The organism is Mesorhizobium sp. M0500, from assembly GCF_040321165.1.
Lineage (GTDB): Bacteria > Pseudomonadota > Alphaproteobacteria > Rhizobiales > Rhizobiaceae > Mesorhizobium.
On sequence record NZ_JAMYRB010000018.1, the window covers coordinates 84,118 to 102,627 of the forward strand.

The following is an 18,510-nucleotide window of genomic DNA, read 5'->3' on the forward strand; positions in this document are numbered from 1 at the left end:
GAGGCTGACCGAGGTTCGACGCAACGACACATGCCGGTCGCGGCCGATCGGCTGCCCGATTCCGGAGGCGAGCCTTTTTTCAGTTCGGCAGAGCGATGGCTCGGGCAAGCGCCGCCATCGACATCGTCGCTGCCTGCAACCTTGCCTTCGACGACAGACGAGGTGCTGCGGGAAATTGCAATCGCCGCAGGCATTTCGCCGGAATTGTTCCAGTTGCGTGATCCGCATGAAGTCGCTGCCGAAATCGGCGCGGTGCTGCGCACGGTGGTCGAGCAACTGGCCATGCTGCTGAAGGCACGTGCGGCTGCAAAGACATTAGCCAAGAGCCCACACCGGACGATGATAAGCTCCGCTGAAAACAATCCTCTCAAATTTGTCCCAGGCACCGACGACATACTCGAAATCATGTTCGCGCGGCGCAGGGCCGGCTATCTCGATGCCAGGCACAGCGTCGAGGACGCATTCCGCGATCTCAAGGCGCACGAATTTGCCACCTATGCCGCCATGCAAGCAGCGCTCTCGCGACTGCTTGATGACCTTTCGCCGGAGGCGATCGGTAAAAAGCTCCCGCCGACATCGTTTACCTCGAAGAAGGCCCAAGCATGGGACGCGTTTGTCGGGACGTGGAGGAGCATGGAGGAACCACACGAAAACGGCATGCTTGATATATTCTTGGCCTATTTTGGCGAAGCCTATGCAAAAGCTGACAAGCAAAAATAGACCGGCCCAACAGACTGCGGCGCTTTAGCAGACGAAGAAAGACGCATCGGCGCGCCGCATCATGTTCCAATCGACAACATCTGGGATTACGATCACATACGACAGTTCGCCAAGCGGGTAAGCCTGATTGACCTGGGGGTCTGCGGCAAATGTCACATTGCGGCGCCATAGTTTCTTGTAGCTCCGGACCGCCTTGCCGGAAGGACCATTGCCTGCCCTATCCAGCCAGGAAAGATCTGGCGCCTCTCGCACGCGAGCGCGGACACTGCACGGCAGCGGCATATCGGCGATGAGCTCGAAGGACGATCCTTTCGGCCCGGTCCGCAAGACCGTCATCCGCACCAATCCACGACGCGGGCAGAATGCGAAACCAGCCGCAAACGAACCGATTGCGAAGACCGTCGCGCCCCCGCATGTCAAGGAATCGACAGTTTTCGATCCTGACATAGGTCGGCATATGCCGCCGGACTGGAGATCCGGAACCATTCTTTATCAGGGAGCATCGTCCGGTACAGCGGCCAGAGCCGAGGCGGCCGGGTCAAGGCCGAGCATTCAGCAGGAGGTGCTGCTCGGCGCCACAGACACGGTAAAATATTCGACGGCAAATCCGATCCTCGCTGGGTCAGCACCGTTGCTCGTCCTGTTCGGGCATCTCAGGCTCGTGCCGGTCGAAAGACAGGCGGCGCCATTGGCCGAACATATCGCCGATGCGATCGAGAGGTTCGACTGGACGCTGGAGAAGTCAGGGGTTCCCGAAGAGGATACGCGGATCGCGAAGTTTGCCCTTTGCGAAACGGCCGACGATCTTGTCGGCAACCTGCCTTGGGCCGGCGAGGACACCTGGGCACAGCACAGTATGCTGTCGCGGTTCTTTCACATCGAGCCCACCGGCGCCGGCTTTTACGAAGCACTGAACAAGGTGCTGGCCAATCCTGAGCCACACTTAGACCTGCTCGAGCTGATGCATGTCTGCCTATCCCTGGGATTTGAGGGCCAGTATCGTGGCCTGGCGCGCGACGATACCAGTCTCGAACCTGTGCGGCGCGACGTCTACGAGACGCTTCGCTACTTCAGAGCCCGCGCCGGAGAGGACATCTCCCCCCGCTGGCAAGGCATGGCCGCTATGATGGTGCCGTCTTCGACCCGCCTGCCGCTCTGGGGAGTTGCTGCAGCGGCGTCAGCCCTGGTGACGGCCGCGTTCTTCACGTTGCGGGCGTTCATGACCGATGAAGGCGATGCTGCAGCCAGACAATTGCTGGCGCTCAATCCCTCGACGCCTGTGACGATCGAGCGCGCCAGTGTGGTACCCCCACTCGCCAAACCGGTGACAGCCGCCTCGCCTGCCGTGACCGGCCAGATCGACCGCATCCGCTCAGCACTGCCCACGCAAGTTGAGCGCGGCGGGATGACCATCGGCACAAAAGGCGACTTCATCGTAGTGGAGATCAACAATCAATTGTTGTTTCAGCCAGGCAAGACCGAAGTGAAGCCCGAGTTTCTGCCACTGGCCACACAGATTGCCGCAGCCCTTGAGCACGAGCCAGGGCCAATCACGATCGTTGGCCACACGGATAATGTGAAACCACGGAAATCAAGCACGTTCAAATCGAATTTTGACCTTTCGGTCGCCCGCGCGAAGGCTGTTGAGACAATGATCGCCGCGAAGCTTAGCGATCCCTCGCGAGTAACCGCCGAGGGCAAGGGCGAAGATGAGCCAATTGCCGACAATGCGACGTCCGAGGGCCGCGCCAAGAACCGCCGTGTCGACGTGATGATCCTCAAGGAGGAAACGCTGTGAACACCGCCGGTGGGAAACGCCAATGATGCGTTGGCTGCCGCGGATATTCAGCACGGCCGCGTTGGCCGGTTTTGCGGCGGCGATCTGGTTTGCTGGACCTTTGATCCGCTTCGCCGATATCCGGCCGCTGGGACCTGTCTGGTTGCGTGCGACAATCATCGGCACGATCATGGCGACCGCGGCCCTCGTTTACGGAGTGCGCGCTTGGCATGTGAGAAAGGCGCAAAAAGCGATCGAGACGGTCATTGCCCGCAACGACGGGCGCAATGACGATTCACCGGTGCTCGAGGCGCGCATGAGTGAGGCCATCGCAACACTCAAGCGGTCGAGCGGCAAGCGCAATTTCCTTTACGACATTCCCTGGTACATCGTCATTGGCCCGCCGGGCGCCGGCAAGACGACGGCACTGGTCAATTCGGGTTTGAATTTTCCGCTTGCCGGTTCAGGACACGCCCAGCCGGTGGCCGGTGTTGGCGGCACCCGCTCCTGCGACTGGTGGTTTACCGAAAAGGCTGTGCTGATCGACACGGCGGGACGCTACACCACGCAGGATTCCAATGCTGGAAGCGACAGCAAGAGCTGGCTTGCGTTTTTGTCACTGCTCAAAAAACACCGCACCAGACAACCGATCAACGGGGTTATCCTGGCCATCAGCCTTGCCGATCTCATCAGCCTCGATGACCAGCAGCTTGACGCCCATGTCGTTGAAATGCGCAGTCGCCTGAGGGAGATCCACGAGACGCTGAAAATCCAGTTTCCGGTGTACCTGCTGTTCACCAAGGCCGATCTTGTTGCCGGCTTCATGGATTATTTCGGCAGTTTCGAGGAGCCGCGCAGGCGCAAGGTCTGGGGCGCGACATTCCAGACCACGGACCGCAACAAGAACATGGCCGGTGAGGCTTCGGCCGAATTCGATGCACTGGCGATCCGCTTGGCGGACGAGATGCCTGATCGCCTGCAGGAAGAGCCTGACCCGGTCTCGCGCATATCGATCTTTGGCTTTCCGGCCCAGTTTTACGCGCTCAAGGGCCGAATTGCCAATTTCGTGACCAGCCTGTTCGATCCGGTCCGTAGCCAAGTGAACGTCAGCTTGCGTGGGCTCTACTTCTCGTCGGGGACCCAAGAGGGAACGCCGATCGATCAAGTGTTGGGCGCAATCGGCCGCAGTTTCGGCAACAATTCCCGCCCCCACCTGTCCGGGACCGGCAAGAGCTTCTTTTTGCACGATCTCCTGACTGATGTCATTTTCGCCGAATCCGGATGGGTTTCCTATAACCGAGCGAGCGAGAGGCGGGCAGCGGCCCTCAGATATGGCGGCTTTGGCATCATAGCCTTGATCACTGCAGCGGCCCTTGGCGCGCTCGGGATGAGCTTCATGGCCAACCGCTCGCTGATTGCCTCCACGACGCAGGCCACGAGCCAATATCGCGAGACAGCCGACGCTCTGCTCAAAAGCACGACGGTCACCTATGTCGACCTTGAAAACGTCATCGGGCCGCTCGACCAGTTGCGCAACATGCCGGCCGGTTTTGAAACCAGTGACTTACCGACCCCGATCGAGGAAACGATCGGCCTTAGCCAGCGGGAAAGGCTTCTTTCGGCATCGACAACGGCCTACCGGCAAGCACTGGAACGAATGTTGCGGTCGCGTCTGCTTGTGCAGGCGGAGCGGACCGTCCAGGCGACGACGGCTGAGCCCGCCGCGCTCTACGAACCGCTCAAGATCTACCTGATGCTCGGCGGCAAGGCACCCAAGGTCGATGACGCATTGATCATCTCCTGGATGAAGCAGGATTGGGAACAGAACCGGTATCCAGGCGAGAGCAACCGCGAAGGACGTGCGCAGCTCGAAAAGCACCTGCGCGCCATGCTTGCGTTGGACGATGCCTATGATCCGGTTTTCGAACTCAACCAGCCGCTTGTGGAAGCCGCCCAACGTTCACTCGGGCGCATGAGCCTTACCGATCGTGCGTCCGCATTGATCAAGTCGGCGGTGTACGCGGCTGCGCTGGACGATTTTTCTGTTTCGCAAAAAGGCGGGCCGGAAGCGCAGCTTGTGTTCGAGCGCGTCGATGGCGGCGATCTGTCGAAGCTTCGTATTCCCGGTCTCTACACCCATGCCGGATTCAACAGCTTTTATCTCGGACAGCTTTCGCGCATTGCGCAGACGCTCGTCGACGACCAGTGGGTCCTGGGCGGTGGCGGCGAGCAAGGCGGCATCGATCAGGAGTTGCTCCAGCTCGGCCCCGAACTTCTCGATCGCTACGGCAAGGAGTTCGCAGCCGCGTGGAACAGCGTTCTCGATGGTTTGAAATTCAAAGCCATGCTGAACGACAAGCCGCACTATGTCGCGCTTTCCGCCGTTGCCGCACCAAGCTCGCCGATCGAACAGCTTTTTACCGCGATTGCCGAGGAAACAGCCCTGGCGCGCGACCCTGTCTCCGGCGAAGACTCGGGCACTGGGGTGATAGCCGGCACCCTCATGCGCCAGTATCAGGATGTCGCGGACATGGCCAAGGGCCTGGCTCGCATCGGCATTCAAATTAGCTCCGCAAAGTCGCAAAGCCGTGCCGGTACGGGGTCCGCGAAATTTCAAAGCCAGAGCCCTGGGGCAAACATCGAAGCGCAGTTCAGGTCCTTCCAGGCTCTGGTAAGCGGGCCTTTTGGACACCGACCCATCGATGCGCTGACCCAGAATTTTCGCGACATCCACCAGAGTCTGCAACTGGCAACCGAGGTCCCCTTGCAGACGGAACGTGTCAACGCCAACCTGCAGCTGCAGATAGCCACCCTTCGCGCCAATGCATCGCGTCTGCCCAAGCAACTCGGCAGAATGGTCAACGCAACTGCAAACGAATTTGAGGGCAACGCGGCTGAAATTTCCTTGACGAATTTGAACGAGATGCTCGGCCAGGCCGTCACGCAGCCCTGCGAGGAGGCGGTCAACGGCCGCTACCCCTTCGCCGGCGATGGTACCCAGGATGTTGCGATGGCGGACTTCGCCAAGTTGTTCTCTCCAGGCGGCCTGATGGACCGGTTCTTCGCACAAAACCTTGCTTCCTTGATCGACATGAGCGGCCAGGACTGGAGCTGGAAACGGGATGCGCGCTTTGGGCGCGACCTGTCGAAGTCGACGCTGAAAAACTTTCAGCTGGCTGCTGAGATCCGCGGCGCATTTTTCCCGTCGGGTGGGTCAATGCCGTCGGTCAACCTGACCTTTACCCCGTTCTCGCTGAACGGTGATGCAGATACTGCGGTGCTCGACGTCGATGGCCAGATCGTCCAGAGCAATCAGGCGGGTAACACGCCAAGCACTGTGTCCTGGCCGAGCGGTGCGGCCTCGGCATCCGCCAGTCTGAGACTGATGCCGGAAATGCCGGGCCGCGAATCCGCTATCAGCTTCGAAGGGCCGTGGTCGCTCAAGAGGTTGCTGGACAAGGCGACGATCACCAGCAAAGACGGCACTGTTGAGGCGCGCTTCGTAATCGGCGGACGCGACGTCAGCTACACGATCCAGACCGGTTCCGGACCCAGTCCCTTCTTACTTCCCGCACTTTCCGCATTCAGCTGCCCGAAGGCGTTTTGAGAGGATTTGAGCCTCACCTGGTGCAACTAGGGCGCCAAAGCTGGCTGCGATCCCGCGTCACGGGCTCAAAGCTAAATTTCGATACTTTAATATTCCAGCCTGTGGCAAAGTGGCAGCAGCGAGCGCCTGAAGATGCGCCGCAGAGGACGCTTTGAGAAGCGCTTGGTGGCAAGGTGAGCGATGTCGCCCTTTCCTTTGAAAGCTTCGGCGTGAGCCACAATGGCTGTGTCCGTGAGCACAATGAAGACAACTATCTAGTCGAGCCACGAACCGGCCTGTGGGTGGTGGCCGACGGAATGGGTGGACATGAAGCCGGAGAGGTCGCTTCAGCCAGCATTGTCGATCATCTGGCCACGATCGGCATTGCTAGTTCCGCGCCGGATCTTCGTGCGCGCTTCGAAGACAGGCTGAGCCGCGCCAACGCCGACATCCGCAGGATCTCCGAATCTCGCGGCATAACCATCGGCTCCACCGTTGCCGCCCTGTTGGCGATGGATGGGCGATTTGCCTGCCTGTGGGCGGGCGACAGCCGGGTTTATCTGGTCCGTAATGCCTCGATCTCGCAGATCTCGAGGGACCACACCGAAGTTCAGGAACTTCTCGATCGCGGCATGATCAGCGCAGCCGAGGCGCTCACCTGGCCGCGCCGCAATGTCATCACGCATGCGGTCGGCGTCAGCGACGAAATCGTCATCGATTTCCAGCAAGGCGAAATTATGCCGGGAGACATCTTCGTGTTGTGCACAGATGGGCTGACGGCGCATTTGACCGACGCCGAAATCGGGGCCGTGGTGGTGTCTGCGACCCCTCAGGCGGCTTGCGAAAATCTGCTGCAAATGGTGCTGGCGCGGGGCGGAACAGACAATGTCACCATTGTGCTGGTGAAGTTCGCAAACGGGCACAACGGACACCCCCCCTACCCTGATCTGTCCAGAGCGGAGGGTTGAGGCTGATGAGCGCCGACGACAAGACGCGAATATCGCCGCAACTGGCCAATACCGCGGTCGGCACGCAACTCAGCGGCATCTACGAACTTGACGAGCGGATCGCATTCGGTGGCATGGGCGAGGTCTACCGTGGCCACAACATCCAGACTGGCGACCACGTCGCGATCAAGATCGTCCTGCCCGAATTTGCCCGCGACCCGACGATCTTGTCCTTGTTCCGCAAGGAAGCGTCAATCCTCAATCACCTGTCGCATGATGCGGTCGTGCGATATCACGTCTTCACCATCGATCCAGGCATCGGCCGTCCCTACCTTGCCATGGAATTTGTCGACGGCGAGTCGCTGTACGACATCATGCGACGTGGCCCGATGCCGACTGAAGAGGTACGCAAGCTCTGCCATCGCCTCACGTCGGGTCTGAGCGCCGTGCATCAAGCGGGAGCAATTCACCGCGACCTCTCGCCCGATAACATCATCTTGCCAGGGGGTAGAGTCGACCACGCCAAGATCATCGATTTCGGTATTGCGCGATCGGCGACCGTCGGCGGGGAGACCCTGATCGGCGGAAAATTCGCGGGAAAGTACAACTACGTTTCGCCCGAACAGCTGGGGCTGTACAGCGGCGACGTCAGCGAGCAATCCGACATCTACAGCCTGGGGCTGGTGCTGGTTGCCGCTCTGCGCGGGAAGCCGATCGACATGAGCGGGTCGCAATTCGAGATCATCGAAAAGCGCCGGACCGTGCCCGACCTGTCCGACATCGAGGACGATTTTCGTGGCATTGTTGAAGCCATGCTGCAGCCGGATCCGCGAGACCGCCCAGTGAGCATGGCGGAAATCGCCAGAATGACGCGTGACGAGGACGAAGGGACAACGCCACCAACGTTCGTCCCGACCCGCGATCGGCCGGGTTTGCCACGAGCGGGGCAAACCCTTGCGCCTGAGCCCAAGGCCCAGCCTTCCTATGATTTGGGGCGCAACGCGCCTGTGACGGCAGCTTCCGGTGGGCAGCGCTTCGTCCCGCATGTCCGGCCTGCGCTGCTGTCCGAACCGCGGGCTTCAGCAGTCGCCAGCCCGGCACGCGCGGTCGCGCGTGGCGGGCCTGGAAAATCCACAAAGACCCGAACCATCGCGATTTCTGCCTTCGCGACGCTGGCTCTCGGCGCGGTTGCTGGCCTCTATGTCAGCGGTTTTATGACGCCTACCACGCCGAGCGCAGGCACGACATCGTTGTCCGCCCCAGAACCATCAGAGCCCGCACCAGAGGCATCAAAGCCGGTCGCGACGGACAATGTGCCGCCAGAGGTAGCTCCACCCGCGCAGCCGCAAACGCAGACCACCGCTTCGCCAACTGAAAATCAGGCAGAGGCGGCTGTGCCTCAAAAGCAGTCGGCAGCGTCGCCCAAGATGCTCCCACAAACCGGGGAAGCCCCGAAGCCATCAGCTAGCGCAGCGCTGCCGCCGGCCGAAAACGTATCGCCGGCAATTCAGCCCGATACCGCGGCCAACGCCAGCCCGACAACGCTTCCGCCGCCTGACAAGCTCGTTCCAGCCCCAACACCGGCCGAAAAAACGTCATCGCCGCCAGCGCCGCGCACCGACGTCGCGGAGAGCCAAAAGCCGCAGCCGGAAGAGCCCACCAAGATCCCTCTGCAAGCCAGGGAAACACCGAAATCGTCAGCAAGCGCGACACAGCCGCCGGCCGAAAAAATGTCGCCGGCAGTTCAGCCCGACATCGCGGCCGGCGGCAGCCCGAAGACGCCTCCCCCGCTTAGCAAGATCGCTCCAATCGCTCCACCAGCCGAAAAAGCTTTAACGCCGCCAGCCCCTCAGCCCGATGTCGCGGTGAGCCAAAAGCCTGAACGACAGGCAAGCCAGCCGGCGGAGGCGAAATCGGCCGCGCCCTTTCCCGAGCCGGCTGCAGGCCAGGCGGATGCGATGAGCGCAAAGGGGCAGCAGGCCGACCAGCAAGCCGCCAGACAGCCAGACCAGGCCACGGTCGCCTTGAACGTGCCCAAGCCGGAAGTTCCTCCGGTCATCGACGACGTAGCGCAACGGGTCTCGTGGGTTCGCGACTTCAGCGGCGGCGACTGTTTCTATGCGGCCGTCACGTCGATAACCGACAAGACGGCGGCCATCGAAGGATTTGGAACGGCGGTTCATCCATTCGAACAAATGTTGACTGATTTCCAGGCAAAGTTCCACGTTGAACCGGACATAAGCGTGCGCCTCATCGAGCCGCCCCAGTGCGAAGTCACCAACTTCCTGCGCTTTCTGGGCCAGACTGCAGTCGTCAAGCCGCAGCTGGTTCTCGATCGAACATCGGTGCCGAACGGCACGCCGATCAGCGGCACGCTGGTGACGCATGGCGGGCTCATTTCCAGCGTGCTGTTGATCGACCACAAAGGCATGATGTTCAACCTCGACGATCGCATGGTCGTACAGTCGGACAAGGCCACCTTCAGCATCCCGATCGGCCTCGGCGCCGCCGACAGGGCTGCAGGCAAGGCCGTACCGCAGATCATTATGGTGATCACCGGCCCCCAGGACATTCAGGCGGCTGCGTTCTCTACGCCAATGCCGGCCTCGCAACTGTTGCCCAAAATTCTCGAAGAAATCGAGACCAACGGGTCTCAGTTCTCGGCCAGTGCCAAATATTTCCGGCTCGGCGGTTAACATGGCCGCCCGATGGAACGCCACCGCTCGCCTTTGCCCCGCTCGTCTGACGGCCTGCCCGTAAAGCAGCGCGATCGGTTTCGAGCGTTGCTTGTCTTGACAGGCCGCATGAGGCTTGCGGTCGTTTCGGGCGCGGCACTCCTGGCCGTGCTCTCATGCAATGAAGCGCGCGCCGAATTCACGGTCTGCAATCAGACACTCGACGTCGTCAACCTCGCTATCGGCCAGACAATCGACAATGCCGACCAGACCGATGGCTGGTGGACCATCGGCGCAAATCAGTGCGTGAACGTCATTCGCGAGGAACTGACGAACCGCTACATCTACATCTACGCCACGGACGTTTTTGGCCACGCGATCCTGACCGGGTCGACCGAAATGTGCATCGAGCGTCGACGGTTCTCGATACGCGGCATCGACGAGTGCTGGCAGCGCGGCCATATCGCGGCGCGATTTGTTGAAGTCGACACACTTGAACAGGTGCGGTGGACGTTTTTCCTGACCGGAAGCACTCCGTGACGCACGCGATCGACACCAGCTTCAAGGCGAAAAAGCAGGCGCGCGCCGCCCTTCGCCGGCGCACGCTTTGGCGCAGGCTTTTTGCCGGCTTCGCCTTGATTTTCCTGTGTTCGATCGCCGTCGGCTTCTACCTCACCGCGGACTATTGGTCATTTGGCGACGAAGACGAGGAGTTGCGCGCGGTAGAAGGAGCCGACGATGTGCCGGCCGATGCATCTGTCTACGTGCCTGCGATTATCGGCCTGGCGGGGGACCCTATGTGGATCACGCTCGCACCCGATAACGGCGCATCAACGAAAGGCCGCGTGATTCCGCGTCCGGCAGAACTCGACCCGGCAGGGGTTTCGCCACAGATCGAGATTTTGTCCGACGTCATGCTTAGCGCCAGCGTGAAATTCATGACCACCATACCGTCGACGCAGGAGGATTTTGCATTCTTCCAGGCGCAACGAAAGACGGCTCCAGCAGCCTCCAGCGATCTGCAGAACAATCTTCAGCCATTTCCTGCCCCGGATGAACCCGCGCCTGCTGCCGATCAACTGGCCGAAGCCGACGACCCGGAGGCCGGCTGGGGTGAGACAATCGATGCAGGCGATGCAGCTCTTCCGGCGTTCCACAAGACCCAGATCGAAAACAACACCAGCGTCGCAACTGTCACGAATGAATATCAGCGGTTCGAGGCCACCGAAGACACTTTCGTGAAGATCCTCAACAGTCGCAGTCTGGACAGCGTTGCGCTCGATGCGCATTTCTCCGCCGAGGACGCCAGGCTGGCAGGCGAGGCCCTGAAGGCGCTCTTTAGCCGGGACGGCCTGGAACCGGGTTATGTCGTCGCCCTGCGTGGATACCGACCCAACCGCGAGACGACAACAATGTCCCTCATGCAGGTGTCGATCTACGCCAAGAACGTTTTTGTCGGGACGCTGACGCGCGATGGCGCAGGCGTGTTCGTCTCGGGGGCTGATCCCTGGGTACGCGAAGATTTGTTCAACTACTCGGGTGCGCCGGAAGAAGGCGCACACAAAAGGCAGTATCGTCTGCTCGACGCGATTTACTCGACAGCGGCACGCAACAGCGTTCCGACCGGCGTGATCGGCGAAGCGATCATGTATCTGTCGAGAGGACAGGATCTGGACGCTTTCGCAAGCGAGGACCAGCGTCTTGTGCTGATCTATTCGCAGACGCCGCGCGGCAAGGACGAAGGCGCCGGGCGGGTGCTATATGTGGGTGTCCAGGGCACGACAAAAAGTCTCGACTGTTTCGTCTTTCAGCAGGGCGATGGCCAGTTTGCATGCGTGACAGGCGACGATCAGGTCCGCTCGCTGACGGTCACCAACGGCATGGTCACACCGGTCAACGGGGTCTTGACCTCGACCTTCGGGCCGCGCAAGCATCCAATTCTAGGCACCGTTCGCATCCACAAGGGCGTCGATTGGGCGGCGCCGGTCGGCACGCCGATCGCAGCCGCCTTTGATGGCGAAATTACCTTCCAGGGCGATGGGGGCGGCTACGGCAATCTGGTCAAGATTTCGCACGGAAACGGGCGCGAGACGCGCTACGCTCATATGCAGAAATTCGCAATCGAGGGCGGCGTCGGCACCAAGGTGAAGGCTGGCGACATCATTGGCTATATCGGCACGACCGGCCTTTCGACCGGACCGCATTTGCATTTCGAACTCTATCAGAATGGCGCGGCGATCGACCCACTGGGCACGGTTACCGCGGTCGCTTCGGATCTTTCCGCCGTGGAAACGCTCACCGACCGTATCGTTCATGTCGAAAGTGGCGGCAGCGCCCGTGCCAAGAACCCAAATTCTTCAGCGACCGGCGCCGGCCAATTCATCACAAAGACCTGGATCCGGATGATGAACACTTACCGCCCCGAACTTGCACGCACACTCTCGACTGCCGACCTGCTCGCCCTACGATACGACGCCACGATCTCGCGCGAGATGGTTCGCAATCTGGCGCGAGAAGGCGAAGCCTATCTTCGGGCGCGCGGCCACCAGATCACAGCCGGCCGGCTCTATCTCTGCCACTTTCTCGGCATGGAGGGCGCGCATCAGGTGCTGTCGGCATCGGGTTCGGCGCAATTGAGCGCCGTGCTCGGGTCAGCCGTCATTCAGGCCAATCCCTTTCTGACGGGCAAGACCGCCAGCTATGTCGCGGACTGGGCCGAAAGAAAGATGGGTCGCAAGCTGAGCCCAGCCACAACCACCGCGGGCCAGCAGACGACGACCACCACGGAGGTCCGGCAGACATCGCCCGAGTTCGCAAAGTACAAACAGGTGATCACGGCGATGCTGAGCTCTGTTCAGAATGCGCTTTGAGCCTGTGCATGGCCCCGGCAAATCGTAACCGCATGGGTGCACGCAGACGACCGGTTTTCGGTCCAACGAGTGCTGTACTTCGACCTTGTTAGCAGATGTTTTTCTGGTCTGCGCACTATCGAACCGTGGCCAAGACGCCACGGCGGTTGTATTCGTCACGTTCTGCAAGAATGGCCGGCTATTTTCGAGTAGAAGCGTCCGGCAGCGAGAGAATTCAAGGCGATCGCTGATGCGGCCGATGGCGGTGCTGAGCCGAGCCTGCCCGGTTTCGACAATTTCAAGGTGAAGCAAACACCTGAACGCGAGGGCCGCAACCCGTCGACGGGCGCGACCATCAAGATCTCCGCCTCGAAGAAGCTGTCCTTCACCCCGGCTAAGGCCACCAACGGCTGATCCTTTGCCGGTATGTACCCTGACAGAAAGAGCCCCGCGGTCTACCTTGTGGGGATCAGGTGCAGTGTAGTCTTCCCGGCCTTCACCGCCGCCGCTGACAGCTTGCGGTCAAAGCTGGCAAGTTGGCCGCCATGCGCCTTGGCGAGCGCAAGAAGATAGGTATCGGTGACCTGTGCCGAGGTCAGGATTTTCGCCGCATCGATATCGCCGGAGCCAGCCAGGCTCACATCGTCGGACCAGAAGCTGTGCCCGTGCAGGGCTCGCAACTTGGTAACGATTTGCGCAACGATTGCGGGCGAGCCGGGAGAATTAGGATATTTTTGGTTTCCGACGATGCGCAGGACGCCGTTTTCGGTAATGGGGCAGGTAGCCCATGCGGCATGACCGGTCACTTCGAACCAGCCATGCGCGTCGTCATGGGCGACATGGCCAGGATCGATCAGCGCGATCAGCACATTGACGTCGAGCAGGAAGGTCACAGCAACTCGTCACGCAAGGCATTGACCGTCTCAAGCGTGACAGGAGGTGCATCCGGCCGAGGCGACAGCAGAGGTATCCCGTTGCGCTCGCCGCCGGCTTGCGGGCGGCGCAGCGAGCGCCGGGCGAGATCGGTGATGATCTCGCCCACGCTTCGGTCCTGCTGCCGGGCCATGGCCTTGGCCGCGATCAGGACGTCGTCATCGATCGCCAGTGTCGTTCTCATATCGCGCTCCTCGGTGCGCATCAATCATCACGCATCATATAGAGTAGCGACGACGGATACTCAAGCGGTACAATCGCGCACGAAATGGAGGCTCGATCCCGCCGCCGATAAGCGGGCTTCCGACCGGCGCCGCATCCCTTGCGAGACCGGCTACATACGAAACATAGCCCGGCACCAGCGGCAGCATGCAGGGCGAAAGAAACGACACGATGCCCGTCGCGAAGGCGGCCAGCCCGCCGATATTCGAATTTCGGGCATTGGTCAGCACCACCCCATCGTTGGGTTCATGCTCATTATCGATCAGTTTCCGAACGGTCGCTTCGCCGCTGTGCGCGGCTGAGCATCGATAAGTTGAACACGCCCAAAGCCCAAAACTAACAGGTCGCGGCGCGCGATGAGGACCAGGCGAATGCCAGCTCGGATTTTGCGGTGCGCACATCGGTCGGCGTTTCGGACCAGGTAAGCAAACAGCGGGCACCGAATTGACAGAAAGTGCGATCGGTCTTGACCGCGAAAGCCGCATCGACCTGCAACTGCGCATCGAGGGATTGGGCAACGAACTTGGCCGCATCGACGGAAACATAGGTCCGCAGACCCGCCGGGCGATCGGCATCTGGCAAGCCAAGAATGGTCTTCCGCCGACCACCTATCTGCCGCGCGAGCAACTTGCATTCCTCGTGGTTCGGACAAATCCGACGATGGAAGCCGTGCGTGCCGGATATACTGCCGATCAAGCCCGTACGACGCAGCCGAAAAAGCAGGTTGCGCAGAAGGTCCGCACCCAGCGGCCGGTGGCGCAGAACCCCGCAAACAACAGCAGGTCGTTCAGAAACGGCGCTTCCGCAAGACCGTGGTGCGGCGGGACGATCCTCCGCCGCCCCAGGATAACGACTTCCTGACCAAGGCGTTGCTCTTCGGCTCCGGTGTGGTGGTGGGCGGCGTGCTCAAGAACTGCCCGGGATCGTTCCAAGCCTATTCGCCTGACTGCCGCTGCGCTTGCCACTCAGTTCCTGACGCACTGCTGCACAGTTTCAGGCGGCATCCGTACGCTACTCGGCCTTTATACGCATTTCCACGCGGCGGTTGACGGCGTCGTATGGATTGGGGCTACGCGGATGCGCTTCGCCCAACCCGATCGCGTTGATGCGGTCAGCCTCGATGCCACTGGACGTGAGGAAGGACGTCACCGATTGCGCTCGTCGCTGCGACAGCCGCTCATTGTAGTGCGCCGGACCGGAAGCGTCGGTGTAGCCTTCGACGACGAAGTGGAAAGTACTGATCCGGCTGTCCTTCAGGGCCTTGGCATACTCCTCGAGTTCAGCGCGTGCGGTCGCGTCGAGTTCGGCCGAATCCAGCCCGAAATTGATCAGCATGTCGAGACTGGATTTGTCGGCCGGCCCCTCTTTTGCCTTGGTCTTGCTCTTGCACTGCTCCTCCGTGCCGACACAAATCCCCCGAGACTTGCCGAGGTCGGCCGCGCCAGCAAAAAACTTGACGATGTCTTCTGATTTCTGGACAGGGTCGGCGGAAACATGGGTCGAGAAAGCCACGACCGCCAACACCAAGGGTGAACTGGCCCACCGCATAGCGGTTACTCCTGTTGAGCATCCGATATTACCAAGCGTGAATATACCAAATTCCCACGCATTTGTCTGTCAATAAACGCCGAGCCTGGCTGCGTCGGCCGATCTCCCGTCCCCACGAGTTGAGACTTGACCGGCGCCACGCCGGGGGCTTGAGTACGACTGGTCCTCGATGAAGGCGTGGCGTCATGGCCAATGGGCTCCGATTCAAAACGGCACGGGATCTTTTTGTGGCTTGTCCCGCTGTCGCCAGAGACATGAGAGCCCTTCCAACCGAGCAGCGTTCGATCGAGTTTTGCCGCGATCTCCTCGCCGGGCCCATTCCCGAAGAGGCGATCACGTTTTGTGCCTACCTGCTTCCTGATCGGGCTGCGGTCTGGTGGGCCCATGAATGCTTGGGGCATCTGAGCGAGCTGCTCGATAAGACAGATCAAGAGCTGCTCGCGCTTGTTCGCGACTGGGTCAGCGAACCGGACAGTCCCCGCCACCGCGCCGCAGTAAGCGAGGCTGCGGCAACCCCGCCGGCAACGCCGGGCGCCTGGATTGCCTTGGCTGCCGAATGGCGTGACAATGGTTTTGGCGTTGCCGGATCTGTCGTCGGCGCAGCCGCGCCAACGGCCTTGCAGCGACATCCTGCCGCCCATGCAGTCAATGCCGGTGTTCTAGCAGGGCTGGCGCGCGTCGCACTGGCGGACCGCTTTGCCGTTCTCTCCGCCTTTGTTGAAATGGGCCTGCAGTTGGCCGAGATCGAGGCGCAGCGCCAATCGGCTGATGCGTATTAGACCCGAACCATTCCAATAGAGGCAGCTCCATGGTCTTGATTGACCAGGGGTTTTCGAAGCGAAGGGCGCAGATCTCACTTGCAGCCGCCTTGCGCCCATTTGGCCAGCGCCACCTTGAAGCGTGTCCCAAGCGGATGTTGCAGGCGTAGAACGGAGACATCGTTGGCGGCGAAATTTTTCGCCTGTTCGCATAGCCGATCCTCACTCCACTCATGACAGCCGTTGCAGTGCTTGCCCTCCCACACCGCCTTGTCGAGCCCTTCCACGGGAGTGAAGAGTGGTTTGCCTGTGATCAGCTCGGCGATACTCTTGCCGTCGATTGCTGGATCTCCGAAATCGACAGGTTGGTCGAAAAAGATCGGCTCGTCCGAAGCCAGTCTCGGGATTTTCTGACGCAGCACATTGAGCGCAAGCTGGGCATCGTCAGCGCCAGACGGATTTGCGGCGGCGTTGCGCCCATCCGAGCCGTCTTCCGCTTGTTGCGGAGCCGTCGCGTCGCCGACGATCAGCGGCGCGTTGAGATCGACTGTGTGCAAAACGACCTCGGTGGTCAGCGAGACATTGATCCACGGGCGCTGCTTGCCGGCGGTTGCTTTGAAAACATCGGCGGTGACCATGTTCATCGCGTCGGTGATGGAGATGTTCGAAGCCCCGATATGGGCAAGCAACGCGGACGTGAACGGCGAATGTTCGCTCGATCCGTCATAGGCGACCTGATTGGGACTGGTGGAAAAGGCGACCAGCGTACCCGCACCGCCATTCTCGATCGGGATTTCGGCAAGCCCGCTTCTCGCTCCCTTGACGCCGGCGGCCTTTGCCAACACTTCGGCCAGGGGATTGTCGCGACAGGCATCGAGGAAAATCAGTCTTATACTGGTCTCGCGCGACATTTGCCGCAAAACGAACTCGACAGGCACCGCCTCGAAATCAAGCGAGGTCTCGTCTTCCAATGCGGCATCGACCGGAAGCAGGTAGTTGCTGCCTGAAACCTGCAAACCGTGGCCGGCGTAAAAGAAAAGGGCAATGTCGGCGCCGCGAACCTGCTTTGCGAACTGCGCAATCGTCGTCTGGGTCTGCAATTTGGTCAGATCGAAACCGGAGACGACTTCAAAGTCCAACTTCGCAAGGCGATCGGCAACACCCTGCGCGTCGCGGACCGGGTTGGTCAGCGCCGGCGCATGCTGGTACTGGGAGTTGCCAAGGACTAGAGCAACACGGCGTTCCGCATTGGCCGCCGTCAATGTCCATAATAGCGAGAGTGTCACCAGCCCGATCGCGCGCAGGGCACTGCCAAAACAGGCAATCAGATCGAAGCCCCACCGGAACAAGAGGTCCTTCCTCAGTTGACGAGCTTGGTGGCGGAAAACTCGATCCGCCGGTTGAGCGCCTTGTTCTTCGGCGTATCGTTGGTCGCAACGGGCCGCTCCTCGCCATACCCGGTTGCCGTGATCTGCGTTCGTGCAATACCCGCGGCAACAATGGCATCGGCAACGGCCTGGGCCCTGCGCTCCGACAGCAGCTTGTTGGTTACAGGCGAACCATCGGAATCGGTGTGGCCGGAAACCTCTACCTTCAGGCGGGGGCACTTGCCGACCACGCCAACCACCTCTGCCAGCAGCGGACGGCTTTGGTTGTCGAGCCGCGCGCTCGCCGACCGAAAGTAGATGGCCCCAGTGCGGGAGAGCACCGCGAACCGGTTGAGGCACTCCTCATCACTGAAATTCGCTTTCGCGGCATCGGTGGCGACGGGCCCGACGTCGGCAGTACTTGCAGCGATCGTCTGCACGGCCGCGGGCTTGCTGCCGCCGGCGTTGAAAACGAAATCGAAAGACACGGAAGCGGTCGGGACAATGTTGGTCACATTGGCGGCCTGCTGTAGCTTGTCGACATTCGGCAGCAGTCCGAAATCCTCGACATGTACGGCAACAGGCGTCTCCGAAGCGACGGAGACCATGCTGTCGCTGATCATGGTCACGACGATATTGGCCTCGAAATCCTTGTCGACCCCGTGCAGGTTGAGGCGGAATGGCAGCACTGCCTTGACCCTTCGCTTGGTCGCCAGGTCGGCAAATGCCCCAGGGTCAACTTTTGCGGTCAGTTCGGCGGACGGATACTTGAATGTCTCAAAGAAAAGGAACCGCATGCGGACATTGCGAAGGTCGACACCCGTGTCGACAGAGTTGAGGTCGAAGGTGATCTTGGCCTCACCCGTCGACGAAAGAGTGCCGGCTATGTTCCTGATCTTGTTGGTTTCGACGATCGTGTTCTTCTTGACCGACTGGTAGGTGAGCACGGAGGCCGTCGGGTCGAGTGTCCAATTCGTCTGTGCATTCGCGCTTTCCAGCCCAGGCAATAACAGCACCGATAGCGCGACGAACAAGCCAAGGGTGTTTAGGGCTAACCAGCTTCTCGAGCCCGTTTTCCGCCAGTCTCCGACGACTTCGAACATTGAACCCCCACCAGGACAACAGCCT

Annotated in this window: 17 protein-coding genes and 1 pseudogene; 10 read left to right on the top strand and 8 right to left on the bottom strand. The window is 60.7% G+C overall.

Going from position 1 to position 18,510, the window contains the following annotated elements:
- Window positions 1-30: 30 nt before the first annotated feature.
- The gene (gene tagH / locus NKI70_RS25375; protein WP_352725139.1) at window positions 31-720 is read left to right on the top strand and encodes a type VI secretion system-associated FHA domain protein TagH; all 690 of its coding nucleotides are present in this window, start codon (window positions 31-33) and stop codon (window positions 718-720) included.
- Between the two features lie 24 nt (window positions 721-744).
- On the opposite strand, the gene NKI70_RS25380 is transcribed toward tagH, so the two are convergent.
- The gene (locus NKI70_RS25380) at window positions 745-1,056 is read right to left on the bottom strand and encodes a hypothetical protein (RefSeq protein WP_352725146.1); all 312 of its coding nucleotides are present in this window, start codon (window positions 1,054-1,056) and stop codon (window positions 745-747) included.
- Window positions 1,057-1,177: 121 nt separating this feature from the next.
- Here NKI70_RS25380 and tssL point away from each other — a divergent pair, with 121 nt between their 5' ends.
- The 7 genes and pseudogenes from tssL to NKI70_RS25415 all read left to right on the top strand — a co-directional run.
- The gene (gene tssL, locus NKI70_RS25385) at window positions 1,178-2,518 is read left to right on the top strand and encodes a type VI secretion system protein TssL, long form (protein WP_352725141.1); all 1,341 of its coding nucleotides are present in this window, start codon (window positions 1,178-1,180) and stop codon (window positions 2,516-2,518) included.
- A gap of 22 nt (window positions 2,519-2,540) precedes the next feature.
- Entirely contained in the window at window positions 2,541-6,104 is a 3,564-nt protein-coding gene (gene tssM / locus NKI70_RS25390; protein ID WP_352725109.1) for a type VI secretion system membrane subunit TssM, read from the top strand.
- 173 nt (window positions 6,105-6,277) lie between these two features.
- Window positions 6,278-7,051, top strand: coding sequence for a PP2C family protein-serine/threonine phosphatase (locus tag NKI70_RS25395; protein ID WP_352725110.1), 774 nt, complete (start codon window positions 6,278-6,280; stop codon window positions 7,049-7,051).
- A 5-nt stretch (window positions 7,052-7,056) separates the two neighbouring features.
- On the top strand, window positions 7,057-9,726 hold the full coding sequence (locus NKI70_RS25400; RefSeq protein WP_352725112.1) for a serine/threonine-protein kinase: 2,670 nt from the start codon (window positions 7,057-7,059) through the stop codon (window positions 9,724-9,726).
- Window positions 9,727-9,834: 108 nt separating this feature from the next.
- On the top strand, window positions 9,835-10,245 hold the full coding sequence (locus NKI70_RS25405; protein WP_352725114.1) for a DUF1036 domain-containing protein: 411 nt from the start codon (window positions 9,835-9,837) through the stop codon (window positions 10,243-10,245).
- The gene (locus NKI70_RS25410; RefSeq protein WP_352725116.1) at window positions 10,242-12,575 is read left to right on the top strand and encodes a M23 family metallopeptidase; all 2,334 of its coding nucleotides are present in this window, start codon (window positions 10,242-10,244) and stop codon (window positions 12,573-12,575) included. Before NKI70_RS25405 ends, NKI70_RS25410 begins: the two co-directional genes overlap by 4 nt.
- Window positions 12,576-12,788: 213 nt before the next feature.
- A pseudogene (locus NKI70_RS25415) lies at window positions 12,789-12,968 on the top strand (HU family DNA-binding protein); the annotation flags it as partial.
- Between the two features lie 41 nt (window positions 12,969-13,009).
- On the opposite strand, the gene NKI70_RS25420 reads toward NKI70_RS25415, so the two are convergent.
- The 4 genes from NKI70_RS25420 to NKI70_RS25435 all read right to left on the bottom strand — a co-directional run bounded on the left by NKI70_RS25420 (window position 13,010) and on the right by NKI70_RS25435 (window position 14,336).
- Entirely contained in the window at window positions 13,010-13,447 is a 438-nt protein-coding gene (locus NKI70_RS25420; protein ID WP_352725118.1) for a TA system VapC family ribonuclease toxin, read from the bottom strand.
- Window positions 13,444-13,671, bottom strand: a complete 228-nt coding sequence (locus NKI70_RS25425; RefSeq protein ID WP_023678612.1) for a hypothetical protein — start codon at window positions 13,669-13,671, stop codon at window positions 13,444-13,446. Before NKI70_RS25425 ends, NKI70_RS25420 begins: the two co-directional genes overlap by 4 nt.
- A 34-nt stretch (window positions 13,672-13,705) precedes the next feature.
- Entirely contained in the window at window positions 13,706-13,939 is a 234-nt protein-coding gene (locus NKI70_RS34045) for a hypothetical protein (protein WP_502896724.1), read from the bottom strand.
- A 106-nt stretch (window positions 13,940-14,045) separates the two neighbouring features.
- Window positions 14,046-14,336, bottom strand: coding sequence for a hypothetical protein (locus NKI70_RS25435; protein ID WP_352725147.1), 291 nt, complete (start codon window positions 14,334-14,336; stop codon window positions 14,046-14,048).
- Between NKI70_RS25435 and NKI70_RS25440 the strand changes: the two genes are divergently transcribed.
- Entirely contained in the window at window positions 14,220-14,570 is a 351-nt protein-coding gene (locus tag NKI70_RS25440; protein WP_352725143.1) for a peptidoglycan-binding domain-containing protein, read from the top strand. The genes NKI70_RS25435 and NKI70_RS25440 overlap by 117 nt on opposite strands.
- A gap of 150 nt (window positions 14,571-14,720) precedes the next feature.
- Here NKI70_RS25440 and NKI70_RS25445 read toward each other — a convergent pair whose 3' ends face one another.
- Entirely contained in the window at window positions 14,721-15,257 is a 537-nt protein-coding gene (locus NKI70_RS25445) for an OmpA family protein (RefSeq protein ID WP_031212166.1), read from the bottom strand.
- Window positions 15,258-15,442: 185 nt separating this feature from the next.
- On the opposite strand from NKI70_RS25445, the gene NKI70_RS25450 reads away from it, so the two are divergent.
- Complete coding sequence (locus tag NKI70_RS25450) at window positions 15,443-16,036, top strand: DUF6931 family protein (RefSeq protein WP_031212167.1); 594 nt, start codon at window positions 15,443-15,445, stop codon at window positions 16,034-16,036.
- Between the two features lie 74 nt (window positions 16,037-16,110).
- Here the strand turns inward: NKI70_RS25450 and NKI70_RS25455 are convergent, their stop codons facing one another.
- Window positions 16,111-17,364 carry a caspase family protein gene (locus NKI70_RS25455; RefSeq protein WP_352725120.1) on the bottom strand — a complete coding sequence of 418 codons (1,254 nt, stop codon included), beginning with the start codon at window positions 17,362-17,364 and terminating at the stop codon, window positions 16,111-16,113.
- A gap of 11 nt (window positions 17,365-17,375) precedes the next feature.
- Window positions 17,376-18,485 carry an OmpA family protein gene (locus NKI70_RS25460; protein ID WP_352725121.1) on the bottom strand — a complete coding sequence of 370 codons (1,110 nt, stop codon included), beginning with the start codon at window positions 18,483-18,485 and terminating at the stop codon, window positions 17,376-17,378.
- Window positions 18,486-18,510 lie beyond the last annotated feature (25 nt).

What these genes read in the sequence shown, in the direction of transcription:
- NKI70_RS25425 (WP_023678612.1), bottom strand. Translation starts at nt 13,671, where the DNA reads ATGAGAACGACACTGGCGATCGATGACGACGTCCTGATCGCGGCCAAG.
- NKI70_RS25445 (WP_031212166.1), bottom strand. Translation starts at nt 15,257, where the DNA reads ATGCGGTGGGCCAGTTCACCCTTGGTGTTGGCGGTCGTGGCTTTCTCG.
- NKI70_RS25400 (WP_352725112.1), top strand. Translation starts at nt 7,057, where the DNA reads ATGAGCGCCGACGACAAGACGCGAATATCGCCGCAACTGGCCAATACC.
- NKI70_RS25450 (WP_031212167.1), top strand. Translation starts at nt 15,443, where the DNA reads ATGGCCAATGGGCTCCGATTCAAAACGGCACGGGATCTTTTTGTGGCT.
- NKI70_RS25460 (WP_352725121.1), bottom strand. Translation starts at nt 18,485, where the DNA reads ATGTTCGAAGTCGTCGGAGACTGGCGGAAAACGGGCTCGAGAAGCTGG.
- tssM (WP_352725109.1), top strand. Translation starts at nt 2,541, where the DNA reads ATGATGCGTTGGCTGCCGCGGATATTCAGCACGGCCGCGTTGGCCGGT.
- NKI70_RS25405 (WP_352725114.1), top strand. Translation starts at nt 9,835, where the DNA reads ATGAGGCTTGCGGTCGTTTCGGGCGCGGCACTCCTGGCCGTGCTCTCA.
- tssL (WP_352725141.1), top strand. Translation starts at nt 1,178, where the DNA reads ATGCCGCCGGACTGGAGATCCGGAACCATTCTTTATCAGGGAGCATCG.
- NKI70_RS25380 (WP_352725146.1), bottom strand. Translation starts at nt 1,056, where the DNA reads ATGACGGTCTTGCGGACCGGGCCGAAAGGATCGTCCTTCGAGCTCATC.
- tagH (WP_352725139.1), top strand. Translation starts at nt 31, where the DNA reads ATGCCGGTCGCGGCCGATCGGCTGCCCGATTCCGGAGGCGAGCCTTTT.